This is a genomic window from Bradyrhizobium sp. SZCCHNR1043 (assembly GCF_032489675.1).
In the GTDB taxonomy this organism is placed as follows: domain Bacteria; phylum Pseudomonadota; class Alphaproteobacteria; order Rhizobiales; family Xanthobacteraceae; genus Bradyrhizobium.
This window is the reverse complement of sequence record NZ_JAUEYN010000005.1, coordinates 380,287-403,653: the sequence shown is the minus strand read 5'-3', so window position 1 is coordinate 403,653 and position 23,367 is coordinate 380,287. Positions and strand designations below refer to the sequence as shown.

22 protein-coding genes are annotated in these 23,367 nt (G+C 66.2%); 9 read left to right on the top strand and 13 right to left on the bottom strand.

The annotated features are described in order from the left end of the window. Positions 1-42 precede the first annotated feature (42 nt). Genes QX039_RS11530 through QX039_RS11520 form a run of 3 tightly spaced genes read right to left on the bottom strand, consistent with a single transcriptional unit; the run spans position 43 to position 4,656 of the window. Positions 43-1,686 carry an acyl-CoA synthetase gene (locus tag QX039_RS11530; protein WP_315737987.1) on the bottom strand — a complete coding sequence of 548 codons (1,644 nt, stop codon included), beginning with the start codon at positions 1,684-1,686 and terminating at the stop codon, positions 43-45. A gap of 28 nt (positions 1,687-1,714) precedes the next feature. Beyond that, positions 1,715-3,601, bottom strand: coding sequence for a TRAP transporter large permease subunit (locus QX039_RS11525; RefSeq protein ID WP_315737988.1), 1,887 nt, complete (start codon positions 3,599-3,601; stop codon positions 1,715-1,717). Between the two features lie 35 nt (positions 3,602-3,636). Next, complete coding sequence (locus QX039_RS11520; RefSeq protein ID WP_315737989.1) at positions 3,637-4,656, bottom strand: TRAP transporter substrate-binding protein; 1,020 nt, start codon at positions 4,654-4,656, stop codon at positions 3,637-3,639. A 569-nt stretch (positions 4,657-5,225) separates the two neighbouring features. Here QX039_RS11520 and QX039_RS11515 point away from each other — a divergent pair. Further along, positions 5,226-5,966, top strand: a complete 741-nt coding sequence (locus tag QX039_RS11515) for a hypothetical protein (protein WP_315770700.1) — start codon at positions 5,226-5,228, stop codon at positions 5,964-5,966. A gap of 52 nt (positions 5,967-6,018) precedes the next feature. On the opposite strand, the gene QX039_RS11510 is transcribed toward QX039_RS11515, so the two are convergent. From QX039_RS11510 to QX039_RS11485, 6 genes are all read right to left on the bottom strand, one after another. Continuing rightward, the gene (locus QX039_RS11510; RefSeq protein ID WP_315770702.1) at positions 6,019-7,488 is read right to left on the bottom strand and encodes an ATP-binding cassette domain-containing protein; all 1,470 of its coding nucleotides are present in this window, start codon (positions 7,486-7,488) and stop codon (positions 6,019-6,021) included. Between the two features lie 8 nt (positions 7,489-7,496). Continuing rightward, positions 7,497-8,426, bottom strand: a complete 930-nt coding sequence (locus QX039_RS11505) for a branched-chain amino acid ABC transporter permease (protein WP_315737991.1) — start codon at positions 8,424-8,426, stop codon at positions 7,497-7,499. A gap of 2 nt (positions 8,427-8,428) precedes the next feature. Continuing rightward, a complete protein-coding gene (locus QX039_RS11500; protein ID WP_315770704.1) occupies positions 8,429-9,304 on the bottom strand; it encodes a branched-chain amino acid ABC transporter permease in 876 nt (291 codons plus the stop codon). Between the two features lie 76 nt (positions 9,305-9,380). Beyond that, the gene (locus QX039_RS11495) at positions 9,381-10,613 is read right to left on the bottom strand and encodes an ABC transporter substrate-binding protein (RefSeq protein ID WP_315737993.1); all 1,233 of its coding nucleotides are present in this window, start codon (positions 10,611-10,613) and stop codon (positions 9,381-9,383) included. Positions 10,614-10,909: 296 nt separating this feature from the next. Further along, positions 10,910-11,635, bottom strand: coding sequence for a site-2 protease family protein (locus QX039_RS11490; RefSeq protein WP_315770706.1), 726 nt, complete (start codon positions 11,633-11,635; stop codon positions 10,910-10,912). Further along, positions 11,632-12,450, bottom strand: a complete 819-nt coding sequence (locus QX039_RS11485) for a DUF2167 domain-containing protein (protein WP_315770709.1) — start codon at positions 12,448-12,450, stop codon at positions 11,632-11,634. Before QX039_RS11485 ends, QX039_RS11490 begins: the two co-directional genes overlap by 4 nt. A gap of 359 nt (positions 12,451-12,809) precedes the next feature. Between QX039_RS11485 and QX039_RS11480 the strand changes: the two genes are divergently transcribed. Continuing rightward, positions 12,810-13,634, top strand: coding sequence for a hypothetical protein (locus QX039_RS11480; protein WP_315737996.1), 825 nt, complete (start codon positions 12,810-12,812; stop codon positions 13,632-13,634). Between the two features lie 69 nt (positions 13,635-13,703). Here QX039_RS11480 and QX039_RS11475 read toward each other — a convergent pair whose 3' ends face one another. Then, complete coding sequence (locus QX039_RS11475; protein WP_315737997.1) at positions 13,704-14,591, bottom strand: hypothetical protein; 888 nt, start codon at positions 14,589-14,591, stop codon at positions 13,704-13,706. Here QX039_RS11475 and QX039_RS11470 point away from each other — a divergent pair. Next, positions 14,590-14,730 carry a hypothetical protein gene (locus QX039_RS11470; RefSeq protein WP_315737998.1) on the top strand — a complete coding sequence of 47 codons (141 nt, stop codon included), beginning with the start codon at positions 14,590-14,592 and terminating at the stop codon, positions 14,728-14,730. The two genes, QX039_RS11475 and QX039_RS11470, sit on opposite strands and share 2 nt — an antisense overlap. Before the next feature lie 103 nt (positions 14,731-14,833). Here the strand turns inward: QX039_RS11470 and QX039_RS11465 are convergent, their stop codons facing one another. After that, on the bottom strand, positions 14,834-16,294 hold the full coding sequence (locus tag QX039_RS11465) for a GH1 family beta-glucosidase (RefSeq protein WP_315770711.1): 1,461 nt from the start codon (positions 16,292-16,294) through the stop codon (positions 14,834-14,836). Between the two features lie 278 nt (positions 16,295-16,572). On the opposite strand from QX039_RS11465, the gene nthA reads away from it, so the two are divergent. The 4 genes from nthA to QX039_RS11445 all read left to right on the top strand — a co-directional run bounded on the left by nthA (position 16,573) and on the right by QX039_RS11445 (position 19,217). Beyond that, complete coding sequence (nthA, locus tag QX039_RS11460; protein ID WP_315738000.1) at positions 16,573-17,208, top strand: nitrile hydratase subunit alpha; 636 nt, start codon at positions 16,573-16,575, stop codon at positions 17,206-17,208. Then, on the top strand, positions 17,208-17,870 hold the full coding sequence (gene nthB, locus QX039_RS11455) for a nitrile hydratase subunit beta (RefSeq protein WP_315770713.1): 663 nt from the start codon (positions 17,208-17,210) through the stop codon (positions 17,868-17,870). The genes nthA and nthB overlap by 1 nt, the downstream gene beginning before the upstream one ends. Next, complete coding sequence (locus tag QX039_RS11450; RefSeq protein WP_315770716.1) at positions 17,867-18,253, top strand: nitrile hydratase accessory protein; 387 nt, start codon at positions 17,867-17,869, stop codon at positions 18,251-18,253. Before nthB ends, QX039_RS11450 begins: the two co-directional genes overlap by 4 nt. 187 nt (positions 18,254-18,440) lie before the next feature. Further along, entirely contained in the window at positions 18,441-19,217 is a 777-nt protein-coding gene (locus tag QX039_RS11445; protein ID WP_315770718.1) for a hypothetical protein, read from the top strand. A 52-nt stretch (positions 19,218-19,269) separates the two neighbouring features. Here the strand turns inward: QX039_RS11445 and queC are convergent, their stop codons facing one another. Next, positions 19,270-19,986, bottom strand: coding sequence for a 7-cyano-7-deazaguanine synthase QueC (gene queC, locus QX039_RS11440; RefSeq protein WP_315770720.1), 717 nt, complete (start codon positions 19,984-19,986; stop codon positions 19,270-19,272). A 134-nt stretch (positions 19,987-20,120) separates the two neighbouring features. On the opposite strand from queC, the gene mazG reads away from it, so the two are divergent. Further along, positions 20,121-20,939, top strand: a complete 819-nt coding sequence (gene mazG, locus QX039_RS11435) for a nucleoside triphosphate pyrophosphohydrolase (RefSeq protein WP_315770722.1) — start codon at positions 20,121-20,123, stop codon at positions 20,937-20,939. A gap of 23 nt (positions 20,940-20,962) precedes the next feature. On the opposite strand, the gene QX039_RS11430 is transcribed toward mazG, so the two are convergent. Next, positions 20,963-21,865 carry a LysR family transcriptional regulator gene (locus tag QX039_RS11430; protein WP_315738006.1) on the bottom strand — a complete coding sequence of 301 codons (903 nt, stop codon included), beginning with the start codon at positions 21,863-21,865 and terminating at the stop codon, positions 20,963-20,965. 128 nt (positions 21,866-21,993) lie between these two features. On the opposite strand from QX039_RS11430, the gene QX039_RS11425 reads away from it, so the two are divergent. Then, complete coding sequence (locus tag QX039_RS11425; RefSeq protein WP_315770725.1) at positions 21,994-23,367, top strand: MFS transporter; 1,374 nt, start codon at positions 21,994-21,996, stop codon at positions 23,365-23,367.

Below are 23,367 nucleotides of genomic sequence, written 5' to 3'. Positions count from 1 at the left end.
CGAGGCGCACGCGCGCGCCTCGCTCATGCGCATGTCCTTGGCTTACGCCGAGATCGCCTTGGCCGAGTCGATCTGATTGCGCAGCAGAAATTTCTGGATCTTGCCCGTCGACGTCTTCGGGATCGGGCCGAACACCACGACCTTGGGCGTCTTGAAGCCGGACATGTGGCTGCGGCAATAGGCGATGATCTCGGCTTCGGTCGCCTCGGCGCCATCCTTCAGCTCGACGAAGGCGCAGGGCACTTCGCCCCATTTCGGATCGGGCTTGGCGACGACGGCGGCGAACAGCACGGCGGGGTGCTTGTAGAGGATGTCCTCGACCTCGACGGAGGAGATGTTCTCGCCGCCGGAGATGATGATGTCCTTGGAGCGGTCCTTGATGATGACGTAGCCGTGCTCGTCGAGCACGCCGAGATCGCCGGTGTGGAACCAACCGCCGGCAAACGCCTCCTGCGTCGCCTTCTCGTTCTTGAGATAGCCCTTCATGACGATGTTGCCGCGGAACATGACCTCGCCGATGGTCTCGCCGTCGCGCGGCACCTCCTGCATCGTCTCCGGATTGAGCACGGTGACGGCTTCCTGCAACGGATATGGCACGCCCTGGCGCCGCTTCAGCCGCGCGCGCTCGGGCGCGGGCAGGTCGTCCCAGCCGGGCTGCTCGGCGCAGACCGAGGCCGGGCCGTAGACCTCGGTCAGGCCGTAGACATGCGTCAGCTTGATGCCGATGCTCTCGGCACCTTCGAGCACCGCGACCGGCGGCGCGGCGCCGGCGATCAGGCCGACGACGGGCTTCTCCCGCTTGCCCTTGGGCGCGTCGGGCGCATTGATCAGCACGTTGTAGACGATCGGCGCGCCGCACATGTGGGTGACGCCGTGGGTCTTGATCAGCTCGAATATCTTCGTCGGCTCCACCTTGCGCAGGCAGACATTGACGCCGGCCGCCGCCGCCATGGTCCAGGGGAAGCACCAGCCGTTGCAGTGGAACATCGGCAGCGTCCACAGATAGACCGGATGCTGGCCGAGCCCGCCGGCGAGAATGTTGCTGACGGCGTTCAGATAGGCACCGCGGTGATGGGTGACGACGCCCTTGGGATTGCCTGTGGTGCCCGAGGTGTAGCTCATCGCGATCGCGTCCCATTCGTCCGCCGGACGGCGCGGCTCGAACAGCGGATCGCCCGAGGCGACGGCGGCTTCGTACTCGATCTCGCCGATGCGGCTGCCGCCGGCATAGGAGGCGTCGTCGACGTCGATCACGAACGGCTTTGCGCCGCTCATCAGCTTCAGCGCTTCGCTGATCACACCTGAGAATTCCGGATCGACCAGGATGATCTTCGCCTGCCCGTGATCGAGCTGGAACGCGATCGCCGCCGCATCGAGGCGGATGTTGAGCGTGTTGAGCACGGCGCCGGCCATCGGCACGGCGAAATGGACCTCGTTCATCGCCGGGATGTTCGGCAGCATCGCCGCCACCGTGTCGCCAACGCCGATGCCGCGGCCCTCGAGGTACGACGCGAAGCGCCGGCAGCGGTCATAGGTCTGGCGCCAGGTGAAGCTCCGGCCTTCATAGACCGTGCTGACGTGGTCGGGATAGACGGCCGCGCTGCGGGCCAGGAAGCTGAGCGGGGTCAGCGGCACGTAGTTGGCCGGCGTCTTGTCCAGACCGAGCTGATACTGGTTCGTGCTCATCACCACCCTCCCTCGTCATCTGAAGAGTTTACAGGAACCCGATCGAAATCCACGGAAAAATCGCAACGATGATGAGGCCGATGAGAAGCGCCAGCAGGTAGCCCCAGATCGGACGGATGCCCTCGGCGGGATCGACCCGGCCGATCGCGCAGGCGGCGTAATATCCGACTCCGAACGGCGGTGCGAACAGGCCAATTCCCATCGCCAGGATGATCACCATGGCATAATGCACCTCGTGCACGCCGACGGCACGCGCGATCGGAAACAGCAGCGGGCCGAACAGCACGATCGCCGGAATGCCCTCGAGCACGCTGCCCAGGATCGTGAAGGCGACGATCGAGACCGCGATGAACGTCGCCGGGCCGCCCGGCAGCCCGGTCATGGCCGCCGCCAGCGCGCGTGAGAAGCCGGACTGCGTCAGGCCCCAGGCCATGCCGGTCGCAGTCCCGATGATCAGCAGGATGGCGCCGGAGAGAGCGGCCGTCTCAATCAGCATCGGCAACAGGCGGCGCCAGTCGAAGCGGCGATAGACCAGCAGGCCCGCCAGCACGCCATAGACGATGCCGATGGTAGAGACCTCCGTCGCCGTCGCGACGCCCTCGACGACGGCAGCGCGGATCACGAAGGGCAGGGCCAGGGCAGGGAGCGAGACGATGAAGGCCTTGCTGATCTCGGCTCCCGTCGCGCGGCAGACGCCGCTCATGTCCTCGTTGCGGTAGCGCCACCACACCAGCGCGCACAGCGTGATTGCCAGCACCACGCCCGGCAGCAGGCCGCCGGTGAACAGCGCCGCGATCGACACGCCGGTGACGGAGCCGATCGTGATCAGAACCAGGCTCGGCGGAATGGTCTCGGTCTGGGCGCCGGTGGCGGCGAGCAGGGCGACGAGATCGCCGGGACGGGCGCCGCGCGCCTTCATCTCCGGAAACAGCACGGGCGCGACCGCGGCCATGTCGGCCGCCTTGGCGCCGGAAATGCCCGAGACGAGATACATCGCGCCGACCAGCACGTAATGCAGCCCGCCGCGGACGTGACCCAAGAGGCTCGCCAGGAACGCGACCATGGCGCGGGCCATGCCGGTCATCTCGATCAGCAATCCGAGAAAGACGAACAGCGGCACCGACAGCAGGATGAGATGGCTCATGCCCTCGTCCATGCGCCCGACCAGCACCATCAGCGGCGTGCGCGTCGTCAGCGCCAGATAGCCGAAGATCGCGAGCCCGAAGGCGAACGCGATCGGCACGCCGGCGAAGACGCACAAGCCGACCACGCCGACGAAGAAGATCACGAGGTTGATGTTGCCGAGCGGCTTCAGCAGCGGCTGCGCCACCCAGAACAGCGCGATGATGGCTGCGATAGAGACGACAGCCAGCAGCATCATCTTGAGGCTGGCCGCGCGGGCGAGACGGATGAGGGCGAACAGCGCCATCAGTCCGATGCCGACCGGCAGCGCGGCGGCGCGCCAGATGTTTTCGATCTGCAGCGCCGGCGTCGTGATGAAGCTTTCCTCGTAGGCGTACTCCCAGGACGGCCAGGCGATCATGACAAGGAACGCTAGCGCCGCGGCAGTGGCGACCAGATCGAGATAGGCGCGCAAGCCGGGGCTGGCGCGCGCCACCATTGCCGTCATCCGCATGTGCTCGCCGCGGCGGAACGCCACCGCGGCGCCGAGCATCGCGAGCCACAGGAACAGGATCGAAGCCAGCTCGTCCGACCAGATCAGCGGCCGGTGCAGGCCGTAGCGCGCCACGACGCCCGCGAACAGGATGACGATCTCGGCCACGACCAGCAGCGCGGCTGGGATCTCGACCATGAGACCCAGCAAGGCATCCAAGCCATCGAGCCAGGACCGGCGGCGAGGGGTCTCGATGACCACCTCGCTGATCGCGATTTCCGTGAACTCGGCATGCGCCATGACGTCACCCGAACGCGCCTTCAGCCATCAACCCGTCAGGACAGCTTGCCGACGGCCTTTTCCAAGAGCGCCCAGGCCTCATCGCCGTATTTGCCCTTCCACTCGGCATAGAAGCCGGCGGAGCGCAGCTTGTCGCGGAACGGCGCGACGTTGGGCTGATTGAACGTCAAGCCTTTCGACGCGAGCTCCTGCTGCAGGCCGGCATTGAGCTTGGCGACGTCCTCACGCTCCTTCACGGCGGCCGCATTGATGTGCTTGGCAACGATGGCTCGCATGTCGGCCGGCACGGCTTCCCAGGCGCGGCGGTTCGCCAGGAACCAGAAGCCGTCCCACATGTGGTTGGTCAGCGAGCAGTATTTCTGCACCTCGTAGAGCTTGGCGGTCGAGATGATCGCCAGCGGGTTTTCCTGGCCCTCGACCACCTTGGTCTGCAGCGCCGAATAGACCTCGCTGAAATTGATCGAGGCGGGCGCCGCCTCGAATGCCTTGAACATCGAGGTCCACAGCGGCGACACCGGCACGCGGATCTTGAAGCCCTTGAGGTCGTCGGGCCCATTGATCGGCTTGGTCGACGACGTCGTCTGGCGGAAGCCGTTGTCCCAGATCTTGTCCATGACCACCAGGCCGGCCTTGTTGATCTGGCCGCGCACGTAAGCGCCGAGATCGCCGTCCATGGCCTTCCAGACCGTGTCGTAGTCCGGGAACGCGAAGCCGATGCCGTTGATCGAGGCCGCCGGCACCAGGGTCGCCAGGATCAGCCCGGACAGCGTGAAGAACTCGACGCCGCCGGAGCGGATCTGGCTCAGCATGTCCGTGTCGGATCCGAGCTGGTTGTTCGGGAAGATCTGCAAGTCGAACTTGCCGTTGGTCTCGGCCTTGATCGCCGCCGCCATCTCCTTGGCACGAACGTTGAGCGGATGGGTGTCGGGCAGGTTGTTGGCGTACTTGTAGGTGAATTCGGCGCTCTGGGCGCGCGCCACATGCGGCGCCGCGATCCCACCCAGTACGGCTGACGCTGCGGAGGCCTTCAGCAGCGCGCGTCGTGACAGGCTCATGCTCGTTTCTCCCTGAGAAGCTTCTTCTTGTTGCATCCAGTCGCCGCATGATGGCGCGGTCCGAATCCCGCGACGTCAGCAGCGTCATCAGCGCTTATTGCAGCGATGAGCCGCAGCAGCAATATGCGGCGTTCGCTGCGGGCGCCTTGGCGCGGGTTTCAGGCGCCAATGGCGAGCGGCGATGGTCGTGCTCGCGACGCGGGCTGCAGGCTCGGTGCTACGGCAGAGTTTGAGGTGTTGGCCGCAAGTCTCTGATTTGCCCAAGCATATTAATATTCCATAATATACCTTATGCGAATTGCCTATGGGCGGCTCCTGATGTGAGAAGCCGCACAACGGCCCGCCCAGCGGACGTCGGCGCCTGTGCGAAATCGCCCCCGCCTCGTCACCCCGCAGTCTTCGTTTGGTCAAAGCCCAGAGGTCAAAAGCGCATCCTTCAGGATTGGGCACGGGCGTATCGCGAATGGGGACCCGAAGACATGCCAGTTCAGTCGACGCCGAAGGAAGTTGATCCGGGTGATGTCGCGCTGCCGCCCGACGACGATATCTGCGAGGAGATCTATCAGCGGGTGCTGGCCGAGGTGCGCGCACGTATCGACCAGCGGATCGCCGCCATCGAGGCCCAGGCCGCCGCTGATGCAGTCGAGGCTGCCGACCCCGCTGTAGGCAGCGAGCCCGTGGAACCGCCTCCTCCGGCCCGGCGCCGGCCCGTATTGCGGGCGATGATCACGCTGATAGCGTCAGCCGGGCTCGTCGGCGCTGCCGTCACCCTGGCGCGGGACCATACCGAGACCATCACCTCCGTCACCGACCGGATCGAAGCGGCGGTTCAATCCATCCGGCGTGAGAACGCTCAGACGGTGAATCCGGCCGGGTCACCGGAGACGGCGGCGAGCGGATCGAGCGCGGCCGAGACGGCAGAGACGGCCCCTTCCTCGCCTTCACCATCCGTTTCGCCGACACCCGAGACATCATCAGCATCAGTATCAACGCGCTCCAGCGATCCATCCTCCGCGATGGCGGAGGCAACGCCGGAGCATGACATGCCGCCCGCTCCCGACCGGGACGTCGCGCCGCTGATCGAGAAGATCGCGCATGATGTCGCCGAACTGCAGAGCGGGTTTCAGGAGCTCAAGGCCAGCCAGGAGCAGGCCAACCGCGATCACGCCAGGGCGATCGAACAGCTGCAGGCGAGCCAGGACCAGCTCGCGCGCGCGTTCCGCGCTGCGAAGACCGAACCGACGACCGTCGGCGCAGCGGCGCGCCTCGCGCCCCGGCCGCCCCCGGCGCGCCCGCCCCGTTTCCCGTAGCTCCGAACGAATGAGATCCGGGCAGGGAGCTGGGCACCCCTGCTCCTGTCCCTCAGAGATAGTTCGCCGCAGCCTCCGCCTCGAAGCGTTCCGGCGGGCCTTCCCAGACGATCTTGGCATGATCCAGCACGTAGACGCGGTCGGCGTGCGGGAGCGCGAAGGTGACGTTCTGTTCGCCGAGCAGCACCGTGATCTTGGTGGTCTCGCGCAGTCGATCGAGCGCCTTCGACAAGGTTTCCAGGATGACCGGCGCAAGTCCGAGCGTCGGCTCGTCGAGGATCAGGAGCTTCGGCTTCATCATCAGCGCGCGCGCGATCGCCAGCATCTGCTGCTCGCCGCCGGACAGCGTGCGCGCCAGCTGCGGCTGCCTCGACTTGAGGATCGGAAACAGCCCGAACAGCCATTCGAGCCGCTCGGCACGCTCGGTGTCGGGCAGCGCATTGCCGCCGAGCTCGAGATTTTCGCGCACGCTCATGTCGCCGAACAATTCGCGCGTTTCCGGACACTGCACGATGCCGGATCGCGCGATCTGCGCCGCCGTCCCGCCGGCAAGGCTGCGCCCTGCCCACTTCACCTCGCCCGAATACGGCACCAGTCCCGAGATCGCGTTGAACAGCGTCGTCTTGCCGGCGCCGTTGAGGCCGACGACCGAGACGAACTCGCCCTCGTGGACGTGCAGCGAGACGTCCTGTAGCGCTTGCGCCTTGCCGTAGAGCACGCCGACATTGTCGACCTGCAGTGCCGGCGTGACGTCCTTGAAGCTCGCTTCGGGCCGCGCGGTCGAGACCAGCGCGCCGCCGAGATAGACGCGGCGCACGGTCTCGTCCTGCATCACCTCGGTCGCCCTGCCCTCGGCGATCTTCTCGCCGAGATACATCGCGAGCACGCGGTCGACCAGCGCCGACACGCTCTTGACGTTGTGATCGACCAGCAGCACGGCGCGGCCGTCGTCGCGGAATTCGCGGATGAGGTCGGAGAAGTCGGCGACTTCGGAGGCCGTGAGGCCGGCGAAGGGCTCGTCGACCAGCACCAGCTTCGGGCTGCGCGCCACGGCCTTGGCGAGCTCGAGCCGGCGCAGATCGGCGAAGGCGAGCGTCGGCGGCCGGCGGTCGATGACGTTGCCGAGGCCGACGCGCTCGGCAATGGCGCGCGCCCTGCTGTCGACGTCCTTGTCGGCGAACAGCCGCGTCAGCTTGTCCGGCAGCAGCGCGACCTTGATGTTCTCCAGCACGGTCTGGCGCGCCAGCGGCCGCGAATGCTGAAACACCAGCCCGACGCCCATGCGCGCGATGCGGTGCGATGGCAGGCCGGCCAGCTCGACGCCATCGAGCTTGACCGAACCTGCGGTCGGCCGCTCGACGCCCATCACGCTCTTCATCGCCGTTGACTTGCCCGAGCCGTTCGGCCCGATCAGGCCGAGGATCTCGCCGGGATGGATCGAGAAGCTGAGGTTCTTGACGGCCACGAGGCCGCCGAAGCGCTTGGTGAGGCCGCTGACCTCCAGCATCGGAGCGCTGCTCATGCCTTGCGTCATGCCTTGGCCCCTCCCCTGATCATGCCGAGGAAGCCGTCGGGGAAGAACAGGATGACCACGAGCGCGATCACCGAGACGATCAGGGTCGCGAGCTCGCCGAGTGGCCGCAGCAGCTCGCCCATGCCGATCAGGAAGATCGCGCCGATCGCGGCCCCGATCACGGTGCGGCGGCCGCCGAGCACGGCGGCGATGATGATCTGCACGCCGACACCGACATCGACGAAGGTCGAGACCGAGGCCGTGCCCATGTAGAACACCATCAGCGCGCCGGCGAGCCCGGAGAAGAACGCGCTGACGACGAAGGCCGCGAGCTTGTGCTTGGTGACGTTGAATCCGAGCGCGCCGGCCTGGATTTTGTCCTGCCCGCTCGCCTGCAGGATCAGGCCGATGGCGCTCCGCGACAAGCCGAACAGGATCGCACCGCTCACCAGCATGAAGCCGAGCGCGATCCAGTAGTTGGTCTTGGCATCGATCGAGATGACGTCCGGCACGGCGAGACCGATCTCGCCGCCGGTCAGCCCTGCGGCGACGACGATGAAGTTCTGCAGCATCAGCACGGCGACCAGCGTCGTCAGGCCGAAATATGGCCCGCTGACGCGCAGCGCCGGCAGCGCCAGCACGACCCCGCCGACGACCGCCGCCAGGGCGCCGGCGGCGATGCATAGCCAGATCGACAGGCCCGGCGAGAAGTTCGCATCGAGAATGCCGGCCGTATAGGCGCCGACGCCGATCAGGAAGGTGGGTCCGAAATTGACCTCGCCGGCGAAGCCGAACAGGAGGTCCCAGGACATCGCGAACACGGCCGTGTAGTACGCGACCGTCAGCAGCCCGAGAACGTAGCCTGAGACGTAGGTCGGCAGGACCAGAGCGACGATCACGGTCAGGAGCGCGATCCAGAACAGCCGCGACGTAACGAATGCAGGCATGCTCACCTCCGTCCGAACAGCCCTTGCGGGCGCAGATACATGACGACGACGAGCAGCAGCAGCGCCGGGATCGTCCGGTAGGCCGGCGAGATCAGATAGGCCGTTCCGGTCTCGAGATAGCCGACGACATAGGCCGCGATCAGCGAGCCCGACACGCTGCCGAGGCCGCCGAGCACGACGATCGAGAACGCGCTCGCCGTCAGCGGTCCGACGCTGTAGGAGCTGACGCCCAGGAACATGCCAAGCAGGATGCCGGCCACTCCCGCCAGCAGGCCGTAGATGGCCCAGACGGTGAGGTAGATCGACGATAGTTCGATGCCCAGCAAGGTGACGCCGCGCGGATTCATCGAGGCCGCCATCACGGCCTTGCCGCGCCTGGTGCGGTTGACCAGGAACCACAACAGCCCGATGGCGACCCAGCAGATCACGGCGGTGAAGTATTCGTTGCGCGGCGTCCGCACGCCGAACACCGTCGTGACACCCTCGACGATCGGCAGCACGGTCTTGGCATTGTTGGTGAAGAAATATGCGATCGCCTCCTGGATGATGATGCCCCACAGCAGCGTCGCGGTCAGGATGAAGATCTCCTTCTCCGACTCCGCAATCGCCTTGGAGCGCTGGATCGGCCTCACGGCGATGAAGTAGGTGGCGAAGGCCAGGATGAAGCCCGCGAGGATGCCGATCAGGGCTCCCGTATACGGCCCGACTCCGAGCTCGCCTGCGGCGGCCCAGGCCGCCACCGCAGCGCCGACCATGATGGCGCCATGGGAAAGGTTGAGCACGCCCGAGACGCCGAAGATGAGCGTGAAGCCGGTCGCGCCGAGTGCATACAGCGCGCTGATGGCGAAGCCATCAATCAAGATCTGCCAGAAAAGCATTGAAAATCGACCTGCAACGTCAGACTGAGGCACCAAGAAAATGGGCCGCCCCTTGAAGGAGCGGCCCCGCGATGCGTCAGTTGCTGGCCGCCTTGAGCTTGATGAAGGACGGCCAGGTGGCGGTGCCGGCGGCGAGCTCCTTGGGCCAGACGTTGACCTGCTTGCCATTCTGCCATTGCAGCATCAGCCCGGTGATGTAGCCCTTTCCGGTCCGCAGTGCGTGCGGGTTCGGGTCGCCCTTCGGCTTGAAGGCGACGCGGCCGATCGTGCCGACATAGTCGGTCGCTTCCATCGCCTCGACCATCTTGTCGGGATCGGTGCCGCCGGCCCGATGGATCGCATCCGCGATCATGTAGACGTCGTCATAGGAGGTGTAGCCGGCATAGGACGGGAAGTTTCCGAACTTCTTCTGATAGGCCTCCACGAACGGCAGCGTCTTCGGCGTCACCGCGACGCCCGGTCCCGACACGGCATTGTACATGACGCCCTCGACGGCGCCGTTGGTGTCCTTCCAGAAGGTCGAGTTGGTCGCCTGCGAGGAGATGCCGAACATCGGAATCGGCACCTGCTGGCTCTTCCACTGCACCGTTGGCTGGGTGCCGACATGTGAGATGCCGGTGATCATGACGTCCGGCTTCAGGGCTTCGATCTTGTTGAAGATCGGCGTGAAGTCCGTGGTATCAGGCGACATGCGGATATGGTCGACGACCTTCAGCCCGATCTCCGGCAGGCACTTCTCGTAGCCGGCGTCGAGCGGCGTCGTCCACGCCGCATCCTCGCTCATGATCACCGCGGTCTTCATCTTATAGGGCTCGACCAGCAGATCCTTGGCCGCGTCGCAGACGAGGCCGGCCAACGAGGTCGATGTCAGATAGCCGTGGAAGGTGTATTTGAGCTGGTCGTAGTTCTTGGCGATGTTCTGGGTGATGACGTCGGAAGCGGCACCAGGCGTAATCATCAGCGTCTTGAGGCGCCCTGCCCAGGGCTCCAGCGCCAGCACGACCTCTGAGATGTAGCTCGCGATGACCGCGTTGACCTTATCCTCGCTGACGGCGCGCTGGAAGGCACGCACCGATTCCGCCGAGGAGGAATGATTGTCGTAGACGACGATCTCGATCTTGCGCCCGTCGACGCCGCCCTTGGCGTTGATCTCCTCGGCGGCCAATTGCGCTGCGGGTGCGATCGACGAGCCGGCGACGGCCTGCGCTTCGGAGATGACGCCGATCCTGATCGGGTCTGCGGCCCAGGCAGCCGAGGAGACGAGCGCAGTTGCGCAGCTCGCAAGCAAGATGGACTTGAGCGAAATCATGAAACCTCCCGAATCCTTATGCCTCTGACGGGCAGGCTCAACTTTGGTCTCCGATATGCCAGTGAGCAAGGGAACATCCCGAGACGTGCTCTGCGCTCAGCGCATTGTGACAGCGCGCGCCGCTCATGGCTCACTGAATGTCTTACAAGACGACTTGGTTCCTGCTGCCGCGCCGAAATATCCGCTGCATTGCAGCAGCGGATATTCCCAAGCTGAGGAAGGCCCATGTCCTCACGACGAGGCGGCGCCTTGACCTACATGAAGCTTCTCAACTGAAGCGGCGACCTCAACAGCACTCAGCCAAGCTGACGCAAGTGCCCAAGCATCTCGTGCACGTCGTAGGTCATGACGGCGAGGAGCGCCGCCAGCGCGAGATAAGTCCCGGCATATTCGAGCTTGGTCTGCAGCGTCGTACCGTAATAGGCGACGTTCTCGGGCGCGCCGGGATCGTAGCGCCAGGCCTTCATCAGTTGCGGGGCTGCGAGGATGGCGATGATGATCAGCATCGGGCTCGGCCGATAGAGCATCAAGGTCAGCAGCATGGGAACGCCAAGCAGCCAGATGCGCGGACTCAGCACGCTGGTGACGCGGCCGCCGTCCAGCGGCGAGATCGGCAGCAGGTTGAACAGGTTGAGGAACAGACCGGAATAGGCGATCGCAAGCAGCAGATTGCTGTCGTCCGATCGCGCCCACAGATAGACCGCAAGCGCGGCGGCGGTCCCGACCAGCGGACCGGCGAGTGCCACATAGGCTTCCGTCTCGACGTCGACCGGCTGCTCCTTGAGCGCGATCCAGGCGCCAACGAACGGGATGAAGGCGGGAGCCCCGACGTCGAGGCCGCGCTGGCGTGCGGCGATGTAGTGTCCCATCTCATGGGCAAACAGGAGCGCAATGAAGCCGGCCGCATAGCGCCAGCCCCAGATGCCGGCATAGACGACCAGCGACAGCAGCATCGTGCCGCCGCTCATGGCGAGCTTCCCCCATTTCAGGCCGGAGAACAGGATCAGCAGGAGAGCCTTCACGCCGGCCCGCCCGCGTTGTCGCCGCGCCGCTTGCGGCGCAAGAAGTTCATGACCGCAGCCGCGGCGCCGACGACGGCGAAGATGATGATCTTGGCGAACTTCAGGACGAACGCACCGGCCAGCGCCAGCAGCCCGAGCTTCTTCGCGGCAACGCCGCCGACCAGCGCAAGCAATCCATATTCGGCGATCCGATCCGTGCTCGCGCTGAAATCCTCATAGCGCTTGCCGGCATTGTAGGAGAGATCGGACAGCAGTTCGTGCGCCACCGCCTTGTCCCCCGCGATCCGCTCCGAGCCGGACAGGAGGTTCAGGCTGAAATAGCCGTCACGCCCGAGCGCGTAGGTGTTGTAGTTGACGTTCTTCGGCGCATCGTCGGGCTGGCCCTTCTCCTTCGCGAGCAGCGACCAGACGAGACGATGCGTCGTGGCATCGTAGGCCGGCGGCTCGACCCAGCCGACGACGGCCATTTCCGGAAATCCGCGCGCCGCACGGTCCTTGTTCGCCTCCTCGGCGCCGGCGCGAAGGTTGCTCAGGAGATCGTCCGCGTTCCAGTTCTTGGCGTCGTCGTCTTTGATGTAGCCGTCCTTGATGTGCTTGATGACCACCATCCAATCGTCGTTCTGGCGTCTGCCGACGACCAGCCCGACGAAGGTCGCGTCGTTGACGACGTTGCCGAGCGCGCGTAGGACCCGCAGACCTTCGCTCTTCGGCACGTAGAAGTAGTCGGCCGGCAGCTTCAGCGTGCCCTGATCGATCAGCACGATGTCGCTTGGTCCGTCGGTGCCCGCCTGGCTCGCCGCCTGCCAAGCCGCCATCAATTCAGCCTTGCGCGTGGCCTCATCCGCTGGCGCGGCCTGCACGTGAGCGCTAAGGACTACGAACGCTGCGCACAACACTGCGCGCGCAATGACAATCAAGCTTTGCACCGGCCCCAATCCCCCCAAAAATATCGGTCGGATAGTACCTCGAAGGCTCGGCGGTGCGCAACCAAGGGCGGATTCAAGCCTCTCGAAGCGATCTGCTGGCGCTGCAGCGAGGGAGAGATGGTCCGAAAAGGCCCCCTCCTCGTCACGACGCTGTCTTGCTTTCGGCCAAAGCGGCGGGTCGAGTCACGTTTGAAAATTCAAAGAGAACAGCGGCGTCGGCGGCGGGCTAAGGGGTTTGGGGATCAGCAATGCAGTCCACACAGAACGTGCAACAGATTGATCAGCGCGAGATCGGCCTCGCCCCGGAGAAGCCCGAGAAGGCAAGCTACGATCAACTGTACCGGCGGGTGCTGCGCGAGGTGCTGACCCGGATCGATACGCGGCTCGCGGCAATCGAGAAGCCGGGTGTGGCGGCGGATGCGGCGGCGGCGGCGAGCACGAGCGAGGCGACAGGCAGCGGGGCCAGCCGCTGGGCGCGGATGAAGGCGCCGCTCGGCAAGCTGCGCGGGCGCAACGCCGTTGGCCTCGCTCTGCTGGTCGTGCTGGTCGGTGGCTCCGTCGCCTGGTCGCAGCGCGACGCCGGCGCCTCGCTGATGGACCGCTGGATGCCGGGCGCCAGCGAAGCGTCGCAGGATGAGGCGTCGGTCCAGCAGGGCAGCGAGGATGCCATGATGTCGAATGCCTCGCTGAGGGGAGCGGAAGACACCACCGGCGCCCGTGAGCCGGGAACGTTGATGCAGAGGATGGCGCGCGACATCGCCGAGCTGCAGCAGGGCATCGAGCAGATCAAGTCAACGCAGGATCAGGCCAGCCGCGATCACACCCGCGCCATCGAGCAACTGCAGGCCGGCCAGGATCAGCTGATGCGACTGGTGTCGCGGATGTCGAACCAGGCGGTGCAGGCACGCGGCACTGCGGTCCCCCCGGGCCCGCCCCAGCAGATCATCGTGACGCCGCAGCAGCGGACCACGACGGGAATGGCCCGGCCGCAGCCGGCGCAGCCGCAGGGCTCGACGTTCGGGACACTCTTTACCCGCAACACCTCGGGCATTCAGCCGCCGATGCCGCGTTGATGGTGTGATCGGCAGCGGCGATCGGTGGCGGTCTTGGCCGCCGCCGATGCACCACTTTCCGATCGCTCCTTACGAGCAGGTGTGAACGCGCCCGTCGTAGCCCCGATAGGTGCCCTTCTCCGCGTCATAGGTGCGGAAGCTCTTGCAGCTGGCACCACCCCTCTTCGCCTCCCGCTTCATTTCGCTGTTCGTTTGGCTCTTGGGCTTGCGGGCGCGGTGCTCGCGTTTGGCGGGCTTGGCGTCGTCCTCGGCATGGTGATGCGCTTGGCCGTGCCGTTCGGGCTTGGCTGACGTGGTTGCGGTGTTCTGCTTCGCAGCCGCCTTCTCCGGCGTGGCCGCGGGAGAAGCTGCGGCCGGCGGCTCGGATTTCTTGGGCTCGGCCGGCGCCGCCGCGGGCTTGCTCTCGGCGGCCTTCTCCTCGACCTTCTCCGATGCGGGCGCGTCCTTGGCGACGGCAGCGGGCTGAACGGCCAGAGTGGGCTCTGCCGGTTTCGACTCGGTCACGGCCGGCTTCTGGCCGACGTCGGTGCCGGAGTTCGGTTCGACCTTGGTCTCGGATTTGGCCTCGGCCGGCTTGCTCTCGGCCGCAGCATCCGTCGCGGCTTTTTCAGTCGATGCCTTGTCCGCCGGCGGCTGGCTCGCGCTGTCTGTGGCCTGAACGGGCTTGGCGTCCGCAGCGGCTGGCTCGCCGGGCTTCTCGGCCGTCTTCTCAGGCTCGGCCGCAGGCTTGCCGGCGGCATCCGAGGGCTGCTCGGCGGGCCTGGTTTCAGCGACCGCGGGTTTCGGCTCGGACTCTGCGGGCTTGTCGGCCGTCGGCGCGGCAGACTGCTCCGTGGCGGGCTTGGCCGCATCGTTCGCGGCTCCCTGAGCCCAGGCGCTGGAGCCAGCGATCACTCCGAGGACGCAGAACAGAACGCCGGCGCGGACGGCTGGCGGACAAACAACGGAAACTTGCATGCTGGAAAACTCGCTTGAGGGGCCGGCAGATTGCCGGTTTACGTCATCTGCAGCCAGCTTTCGCCACGAAAACGGCATGCGCGCAAAAGAGTCGCACAAGGTGTGCTTTCCGCATCATGAATTTGCAATCGCGGCGTGAAGGCCGGCGTGCCGACACTCAATGCGCCGGATGCCGACGGCACATTGGCCGCCTGAATGGCGCGGACTGCGTCCGGCTGGACCCCGGGTGGCGTCGCGGCGCTTCACGCGCTCACGGCGTTGCGGCTGATCACGTGATGGTAGTACGACGCGCTGAGCTTGGGCGTGCGCACCTGGGTGTCGAAGTCGACGTGATAGATGCCGAAGCGCTGCTTGTAGCCGAACACCCACTCGAAATTGTCCAGCAGGCTCCACAGGAAGTAGCCCTTCACGGGCACGCCCTCGGACGTAGCGCGCTGCAGCTGGGCGAGATAGTTGCGCAGATACATCACGCGGTCGAGGTCGTGGACCTTGCCATCGGCGGTCAGCTTGTCGTCCGAGGAGGTGCCGTTCTCGGTGATGTAGATGGTCTGGAGATTCCAGATCTTGGCGGCGAGCTTCGGCACCCAATAGGCCGTCTCCGGACCGACCAGCAGCCAGGGTGAGCTCATGTGCGGGAACGAGGACGGCATCGGCAGCACGTCGAATCCGGCCGCGCGGTCCGACGCGACGACATAGGCTTGCGGCGCGTAGATATTGAGGCCGACGAAATCGACCGGCGCCGAAATGATCTTCAGTTCGTCGGCGGTGAATTTCGGCGCATCCTTGCCGGACCACGCCAGGAAACCCTCCGTGTAGCGCCCCTCGAGGATGACGTTGAGGAAGCCGGCATTCAATTCGCGCGTCGCGATCTCGGCGGCGCGGATGTTCTCCGGCGTGTCGATCGCCGGCAGGCAGGCCGTGATGTTCTCGGCCATGCCGACGCGCATGCCGGCGCGCCCGCCGGAGCGGATGGCCTGGACGGCGAGACCGTGCGCCAGCGCCACGTGATGGCGCGCCTGGTTGACCTGCTGCTGCGGCAGCTTCAGCCCGGGCGCGTCGACGCCGAGGCCATAGCCGAACGGGACGAAGCGGCCGCATTCGTTGATGGTGAAGATGGTCTTGACACGGTCGCCGAGATGCTGCGCGACGTAGCCCGCATAATGCGCAAAGGCCTTGGCCGTGTCGGCCGAGAGCCAGCCGCCGACACGGTCCTGCAGCGCCTGCGGCAGATCCCAATGATACAGCGTTGCGTACGGCGTGATGCCGTTCGCCAGGAGCTCGTCGACGAGCCGGTTGTAGAAGTCGAGGCCCTTCGGATTGGGCGTCAGCCCGCCGTCGGGAAACAGCCGGGGCCAGGCGATCGAGAACCGATAGGCCCGGCAGCCGAGCTCCTTGATCAGCCGCACGTCGTCCTTGTAGCGGTTGTAGTGATCACAGGCGACGTCGCCAGTGCTGCCGTCCTCGATGTTGCCCTGCAAATGCGTGAACACGTCCCAGATCGACGGCCCGCGGCCATCGGCCGTAGCCCCGCCCTCGATCTGGTACGACGACGTCGCCGTCCCCCACACGAAATCTGCGGGAAACCGCCGCCCGATGTCCTCCTTCACCGCGCCCTCCTCCGCTTGCGCCGGGCCATTGGCCGCCCCGAGGGCGGCCAGCCCGGCCAGCTTCGCAAGATCACGGCGGGAAACGTCGTTCGGCATTGATGAACCTCAAACCTCTGTTGCTATCGTGCCCGATCGGAACGGCGAAAGCACTACGAACCATATCTGGGCTCCGATTTGAACCGCCCGAGGTGGCGGCAATGGAGCGGCCCCGATCACATCTGCGTCCGGAATCGGCGCGTCAATGACCGATGACGCCGCGCTCGGCATTGTGACCGCCGCACGGCTGCGGCGGCAGTGAAACGCGACTGCTCGCACCGTGGGTTCGTAGCGGCCTCGGCTCGACAGCGGTGCCCGATTACGCCTATGGTTGAGTCATGACGGATCACGATCACCATCACGACCATCAGCACGATCACTCGGACCTGTCCGAGACCGATCTGCGCGTCCGCGCGCTCGAAAGCATCCTGACCGAGAAGGGGTATATCGACCCCGCCGCGCTCGACGTGCTCATCGAGACCTATGAGAGCAAGGTCGGTCCCCGCAACGGCGCGCAGGTCGTGGCGCGGGCCTGGAGCGATCCGGCCTATCGGGCGCGCCTTCTTGCCGACGCCACGCCTGCGATCGGCGAGCTCGGCTATGCCGGCCGCCAGGGCGAGCACATCGTGGCGGTCGAGAACACGCCGGATCTGCACAACATGGTCGTGTGCACGCTGTGCTCCTGCTATCCGTGGCCCGTGCTCGGCCTGCCGCCGGTCTGGTACAAATCGGCGCCCTATCGCGCCAAGGCGGTGAAGGATCCGCGCGGCGTCCTGAAGGATTTCGGCTTCGAGCTGCCGCCGACGACGAAGATCCGGGTGTGGGATTCGACCGCCGAGGTCCGCTACTTCGTGCTGCCGATCCGCCCCGCCGGGACCGATGGCTGGAGCGAGGATCAGCTCGCCGCGCTCGTCACGCGCGACAGCATGATCGGCACCGGCCTGCCGAAGCAACCGCACGAGGTTGGCCGCTGATGGATGGTGCGCATGACATGGGCGGCGTGGCCGGCTTTGGTCCGGTCCGCCCCGAGCCGAACGAGCCGGTGTTCCACGCCGAATGGGAGCGTCGCGCCTTTGCCATGACGCTGGCGATGGCGACGCCCGGCGGCTGGAACATCGACATGTCGCGCTTCGCGCGCGAGAACCGTCCGCCGGACGACTACCTCGGCATGAGCTACTACCAGATCTGGCTCGCGGGCATCGAACGGCTGATGCAGGAGCGGCATCTGGTCGACGCCGATGAGATCGTCGCCGGCAAGGTGCTGCATCCGGTCAAGCCCGTCGCCAAGATCCTCACCGCCGATGCCGTCGCGCCGACCTTGCGTCGCGGCGGCCCGACCGAGCGCGCGGCGACGAAGCCGGCGCTGTTCGCGGTCGGCGACCGCGTCCGCGCCAAGGACATCCATCCGACGACGCATACGCGGCTGCCGCGCTACGTGCGCGGCCATCTCGGCCGCGTCGAGGCGGTCAGAGGCGTGCACGTGTTTCCGGACAGCAACGCCCATGGCGGCGGCGAAGACCCGCAATGGCTCTACACGGTGTCGTTCAGCGGCGCCGAGCTGTGGGCCGATGCGCCCGATCCGCTGCTGGAGGTCACGGTCGACGCCTTCGAGCCCTATCTGGAGCCGGCCCGATGACACCCGACCGCGAGGCGGCGGCCGCGGCGACGCGCGCCCTGCCCGGCATTCCCGTCGACGACAGCGGGCCCGTGTTTCGCGAGCCGTGGGAAGCCCACGCCTTCGCGATGGCCGTCACGCTGCACGCCCGCGGCCTCTTTACCTGGCCCGAATGGGCGGCTGCGCTCGCCGAGGAGATTTCGCGCGCGCAAGCGTCTGGCGATCCCGATTGCGGCGATACCTATTACCGGCACTGGCTCGCGACGCTCGAGCGGCTCGTCGCCGAGAAGGGCGTCACCTCCGCCGGCGCGCTCGCGCGCTACCGCGACGCCTGGGATCACGCTGCCGATCGCACCCCGCATGGCAAGCCGATCGAGCTCAGGCCCGAGGATTTTGTCGGCTGAGCCCTTCGCGCGCGCGTCTGGCGGATGCTTAATGCCCGGTGTGCGGACGATCCTGCTTTTGATGGTCCGGTCTTAACGGCCGGCTATTCATGCCGCGAACAGCGGTATTCGTTCGAAATTGAACGTTCATCAGTGCGTCCGTAGCGTCCCGCGCATCTTCTTTGCTGAAGTTGAGGGGGACGTCGAAATGCCCGCGCCAGAGTTCGCCACCATCGTCGACACGCTCGCCGGCGTGCGTCAGGACTATCACGAGAAGCTCAAATCGATTCCACAGTACGAAGCCTTCCTGCTGATCGAGAGCTCGACCGAGAAGGCTGCGGGAGCCCTGCACGGCACCGAGGCGTCGGGCTCCTCCATCGCCACCGACGTGATCGATTCGCTGCAATATGCGCGCAACCGGTTCGAGCAGCACATGGCGTCGATCCCGGAGTATCGCGTGCTGGTGGCGATCGACCGCGTGATCAAGGAGATCTCGCAGCATCTCGGCCTCGCGCCGCATGATGATGCGCCGGCCAAGGAGGGCCTTGCCGCGGCCGCCGAACAGCCCGCCGAAGCCGCCGAGGCTGTGGCCTGCGCTGCGAGCGCCGACACCGATGCCCCCGCCGAAGAGGCCGCGCCCCCCGAGCCGGAGCAGGCAGAAATGGCCGAGGACGAACCGGCCGCAGCCGCAGCGGAGCCGGTCGAAGCCGAGGCCCCCACCCTGCGTATCGTCGACACCCCAGTGAAGTCGCCGTCGATCGTGCCCGCCGATCACGACGGTGCCGCCCACGACGACGACATCGTGGTGCTGAACGCGCCTGCCTGGGAGAAGAGCGGCAAGGACGCCAAGGACGACATCACCGCGCGCCTCGTCGCACAGGCGGCATCCGCGGCAGCCAATGAGGCCGATGACGGCCACCACCTCGCCGATGCGGATCTCGTCATCGTCAGCCAGCGTGAGCCGTCCGACAACGAAGCCGCCTGAGCGCTCGTCTGTCGCGCAGCTCTCCGCGGGGCCCGAGGGCCCCGCTTCCGATTCAGGATGGCCCGCCCGCCGCGATGTACGCGCGCCATCCTTTGGCGCGCAGCTCGCAGGCGGGGCAGTGACCGCAGCCGTGACCCCAGTCATGCCGCGCGCCGCGCTCGCCGAGATAGCAGGTGTGCGACTGGTCGCGGATCAGGTCGACGAGGCCGGCGCCGCCGAGGTCATGCGCCAGCTGCCAGGTCGCGGCCTTCGACAGCCACATCAGCGGCGTGTGCAACTCGAACGCGCGCGCCATGCCCAGGCTCAGCGCATTCTGCAGCGCCTTGATGGTCTCGTCGCGGCAGTCCGGATAGCCCGAATAGTCCGTCTCGCACATGCCGCCGACGATATGGCGGATGCCGCGGCGATAGGCGAGCGCCGCCGCAAAGGTCAGGAACACCAGGTTGCGGCCCGGCACGAAGGTGTTGGGCAGGCCGTCGGCGCCCATCTCGATCGCGACGTCGCGCGTCAGCGCGGTCTCGGAGATCGCAGCCAGCGTTGGAATGTCCAGCGTGTGGCTGTCACCGAGCTTGGCTGCCCAGTCGGGGCGCAGGCGCGCGATGCCCTCGACCAGCCGGTCGCGGCAGGCGAGCTCGATCGCATGGCGCTGCCCGTAGGCGAAACCGATCGTCTCGACGCGCGCGAAGCGGTCGAGCGCCCAGGCCAGGCACGTCGTGGAATCCTGCCCTCCCGAGAACAGCACCAGGGCCGTCGTGTCCTGCTCACTCATGGCCCCCGCTTAGCATCATCGACGGGTCGGGCCAACCCGCCGGGCGCATCCCGTGCAGTCGCCCTTTTCGCTGGGAGCCGCGCGCGGCTTGGGGCATACAGGACCCGATCGAACGATGCTCTCAGGACCTGCCCATGATCCCCTCCCGCGACATCTCACGCCTGATCGAGATCATGGCGGCGCTGCGCACGCCGGTCACCGGCTGCCCGTGGGATATCGAGCAGACGTTCCGGACCATCGCGCCCTACACCATCGAGGAAGCCTATGAGGTGGCGGACGCGATCACGCGCGACGATCTCGACGATCTGCGCGAGGAGCTCGGCGATCTCCTGCTGCAGGTGGTCTATCATGCCCGCATCGCCGAAGAACAAGGCGCGTTTGCGTTCGGCGACGTCGTCGAGGGCATCACGAAGAAGATGATCCGCCGCCATCCGCATGTGTTCCCGGACAAGGACGGCAACGTCACCCAGCCTACCAAAGGCACCTGGGACCGCATCAAGGCCGAGGAGAAGGCCGAGCGCGCCGCGCGGCGGCCGCCCGAGGCGCAGACGAGCAAGTCCTCTCTGCTATCAGGCATCAAGGCCGGACAGCCGGCGCTGGTCCGCGCCATGGAGCTGCAGCGCAAGGCCGCGACCGTCGGCTTCGATTGGAACGATCCGCGCGCGGTGTTGCAGAAGATCCGCGAGGAGGCCGACGAGATCGAGGCCGCGCTCGACAACAAGGATGCGACCGAGCTGACCGAAGAGACCGGCGATCTCCTGTTCGCGCTGGTCAATCTTGCCCGCCACGCCGAGGTTGATCCGGAGACCGCATTGCGCGGCACCAACGCCAAGTTCGAGCGCCGTTTCGCGCACATCGAGCAGGCGTTGACGGCGAAGGGCCGCACACTCGAAGAAGCGTCGCTCGACGAGATGGACGAATTGTGGAACGAGGCGAAGCGGCTGGAGAAGTAGCGTCCCCGGTTCCGAGGTCGTGATCAGCCGCCCTTGCGCGACAGCTCGGCCCTTGCGATCTCGACGAAGCGCTGGGCGGCCGGCGACAATCCAAAGTCGGCGCGGCTCAGCAGCGAGACGTGCCGATGAATCGTCGGCTGCGACAGCGGGATCGCGGCCAAGGTCGGAAATTGTGCCTTGGGCAGCATGTGCGCGGGCAGGATGCTGATGCCGGCGCCCTCCGCCGTGAGCGCCAGCGCGGTCGTGATCAGCGACACTTCCCAGGCAGGCTTCAGCGACCGCCCGGTCTCCGCCAGCGCCTCGTCGATCTGGCGGCGGATGCGCGTGCCGTGACGCATCGTGATCAGGTCGGAGCTCATGATGCCGTCCCACGTCAGACGGCGGTGCTTCTCGAACCGGCCGTCCTTGATGCCGATCGCCGAGAGCGGACTTTGCATCAGCGTCTCAATTCTGACCTCCGGTACGCCCTCGTCCTCCACGCTGCCGAGGCCGAACTCCGCATGCCCGGCCATCACGATCGCGAGCAGTTCGTCGGGCGCGACATCACGCAGATCGATGCGCACCTCGGGATGGCGCGATCGAAACGTCGCAAACACGCGTGGAAGCAGCGCCGACGCGACGCCCGCTGAGACCGCGATGGAAATTCGGCCGGCCTTGATCTCGGCAAGGTCGCGCATCCGCTGCGACAGCCCCTGCGTCCCCGCCAGGATGCGTTCCGCCGCCGTGATCGCCTCGCGGCAGGCCGCCGTCGGGTGCAGCGCCCGCGTCGTGCGATCGAACAGCTTGAGCTGAAAGTTCTCCTCGATCTGCCGGATCAGCAGGCTGATCGCCGACTGCGTGACGCGCAGCTCGGCGGCCGCCTTGGTGATGCTGCCGAGCCGATACACCAGGACCAGGGCCTCCAATTGCCGCAAGGTCGGGGGCATTAGCTTTCCTCATGAATGAATGAGAATTTTGTGGCTAATCGAAAGAGTTTGATCATGCAACATATTTGCAAACAGCCGGCGGCTGCGGTGAAGCGGCCAGGCAATAACAAGCACATGGGGAGGGACATTTGACGCAAGCGATCAATCTCACGCGCTACGTCGACGAGCGGCCGCTGTCGGGATTCCAGATCAGGGTGATCTGCCTGTGCGCGTTGGTCGTCGGGCTCGACGGCTTCGATGCCCAGGCGCTCGGCTTCGTCGCCCCTGCCCTCAGCAAGGACCTGCATCTGGCGCCGGGCGCCCTGGGACCGGTGTTTGGCGCGTCCCTGTTCGGCGTGATGATCGGCTCGCTGGTGTTCGGCGCCCTGGCCGACTATCTCGGGCGCAAATGGCTCGTCGTCGCCGGCGTTCTCGTGTTCGCGCTTGGATCGCTGGCGACCACCCAGGCCACGAGCATATCCGACCTCGTCATCATTCGGTTCCTCACCGGCCTCGGGCTCGGCGGCGTCCTGCCCAACACGATCGCTCTGACCGGCGAATATTCGCCGCAGCGCCGCAGGACCCTGTTGATCATGCTGATGTTCATGACGGTGTCGCTGGGATCGGCGATCGGCGGAGCGGTCGCGGCCAAGCTCATCACCGCCTATGGCTGGCAGATCATCTTTCTCATCGGCGGCATTCTGCCGCTCATCCTCTGTCCGGTCCTCATTATCTGGCTGCCGGAATCGCTCTCGCTGCTGGCCCTCGACGACAGCAAGAATGATCGCGTGCGCGCGCTGCTGACGCGGATCGATCCGTCGGACCGCCTGCCCGCCGACGCGCGCTTTACGATCATCGAGGAGAGCGGCAAGGGCTTTCTGCTGCCACAGCTGTTCACCAAGCGGCGTCTGCTGCCGACCTTGCTGCTGTGGGTCATGTTCTTCATGAACATGATGGACATCTATTTCCTCAACAGCTGGCTGCCGACGCTCACACATGGTGTCGGGCTCGACGTCCAGGCGGCGATCGCCGTCGGCATCGCCTTCCAGCTCGGCGGCATGCTCGGCACCGTCGGGCTCGGCCTGCTGATCGAAAAGTTCGGCTTCGATCGCGCCCTGTTCGCGACCTACGTTGCCGGCTTCCTCTCGATCATCACCATCGGTATCGCGGGAGCCTCGTTGCCGATTCTCGTGCCGGCCGTCTTCATTGCCGGCGTCGCGGTGATCGGCGGACAGATCGGCTGCAACGCCTATGCGGCGCGCATCTATCCGACCTACATCCGCGGCACCGGCATCGGCTGGGCACTGGGCATCGGCCGCTTCGGCTCGATCCTCGGCGTCACGATCGGCGGGTTGATGCTCGCGGCGAAATGGGACGTCTCCTCGCTGTTTCAGGCCAGCGCGGTACCGCAACTGTTCTCGGCGCTGGTGATCCTCGGCCTCGCTGTCCTCGGCATGCGCGGCAGTCTTCCGAGCGCCGACGATGCGCAACGCAGTGCGCTCTCCACGCCCGAGCGCGCGTAG

What these genes read in the sequence shown, in the direction of transcription:
- nthA (WP_315738000.1), top strand. Translation starts at nt 16,573, where the DNA reads ATGACGGATCACGATCACCATCACGACCATCAGCACGATCACTCGGAC.
- QX039_RS11485 (WP_315770709.1), bottom strand. Translation starts at nt 12,450, where the DNA reads ATGGCGGCTTGGCAGGCGGCGAGCCAGGCGGGCACCGACGGACCAAGC.
- QX039_RS11510 (WP_315770702.1), bottom strand. Translation starts at nt 7,488, where the DNA reads ATGAGCAGCGCTCCGATGCTGGAGGTCAGCGGCCTCACCAAGCGCTTC.
- queC (WP_315770720.1), bottom strand. Translation starts at nt 19,986, where the DNA reads ATGAGTGAGCAGGACACGACGGCCCTGGTGCTGTTCTCGGGAGGGCAG.
- QX039_RS11525 (WP_315737988.1), bottom strand. Translation starts at nt 3,601, where the DNA reads ATGGCGCATGCCGAGTTCACGGAAATCGCGATCAGCGAGGTGGTCATC.
- QX039_RS11520 (WP_315737989.1), bottom strand. Translation starts at nt 4,656, where the DNA reads ATGAGCCTGTCACGACGCGCGCTGCTGAAGGCCTCCGCAGCGTCAGCC.
- QX039_RS11505 (WP_315737991.1), bottom strand. Translation starts at nt 8,426, where the DNA reads ATGCCTGCATTCGTTACGTCGCGGCTGTTCTGGATCGCGCTCCTGACC.
- QX039_RS11495 (WP_315737993.1), bottom strand. Translation starts at nt 10,613, where the DNA reads ATGATTTCGCTCAAGTCCATCTTGCTTGCGAGCTGCGCAACTGCGCTC.
- QX039_RS11480 (WP_315737996.1), top strand. Translation starts at nt 12,810, where the DNA reads ATGCAGTCCACACAGAACGTGCAACAGATTGATCAGCGCGAGATCGGC.
- QX039_RS11430 (WP_315738006.1), bottom strand. Translation starts at nt 21,865, where the DNA reads ATGCCCCCGACCTTGCGGCAATTGGAGGCCCTGGTCCTGGTGTATCGG.
- nthB (WP_315770713.1), top strand. Translation starts at nt 17,208, where the DNA reads ATGGATGGTGCGCATGACATGGGCGGCGTGGCCGGCTTTGGTCCGGTC.
- QX039_RS11445 (WP_315770718.1), top strand. Translation starts at nt 18,441, where the DNA reads ATGCCCGCGCCAGAGTTCGCCACCATCGTCGACACGCTCGCCGGCGTG.
- QX039_RS11470 (WP_315737998.1), top strand. Translation starts at nt 14,590, where the DNA reads ATGCTGGAAAACTCGCTTGAGGGGCCGGCAGATTGCCGGTTTACGTCA.
- mazG (WP_315770722.1), top strand. Translation starts at nt 20,121, where the DNA reads ATGATCCCCTCCCGCGACATCTCACGCCTGATCGAGATCATGGCGGCG.
- QX039_RS11450 (WP_315770716.1), top strand. Translation starts at nt 17,867, where the DNA reads ATGACACCCGACCGCGAGGCGGCGGCCGCGGCGACGCGCGCCCTGCCC.
- QX039_RS11475 (WP_315737997.1), bottom strand. Translation starts at nt 14,591, where the DNA reads ATGCAAGTTTCCGTTGTTTGTCCGCCAGCCGTCCGCGCCGGCGTTCTG.
- QX039_RS11500 (WP_315770704.1), bottom strand. Translation starts at nt 9,304, where the DNA reads ATGCTTTTCTGGCAGATCTTGATTGATGGCTTCGCCATCAGCGCGCTG.
- QX039_RS11530 (WP_315737987.1), bottom strand. Translation starts at nt 1,686, where the DNA reads ATGAGCACGAACCAGTATCAGCTCGGTCTGGACAAGACGCCGGCCAAC.
- QX039_RS11465 (WP_315770711.1), bottom strand. Translation starts at nt 16,294, where the DNA reads ATGCCGAACGACGTTTCCCGCCGTGATCTTGCGAAGCTGGCCGGGCTG.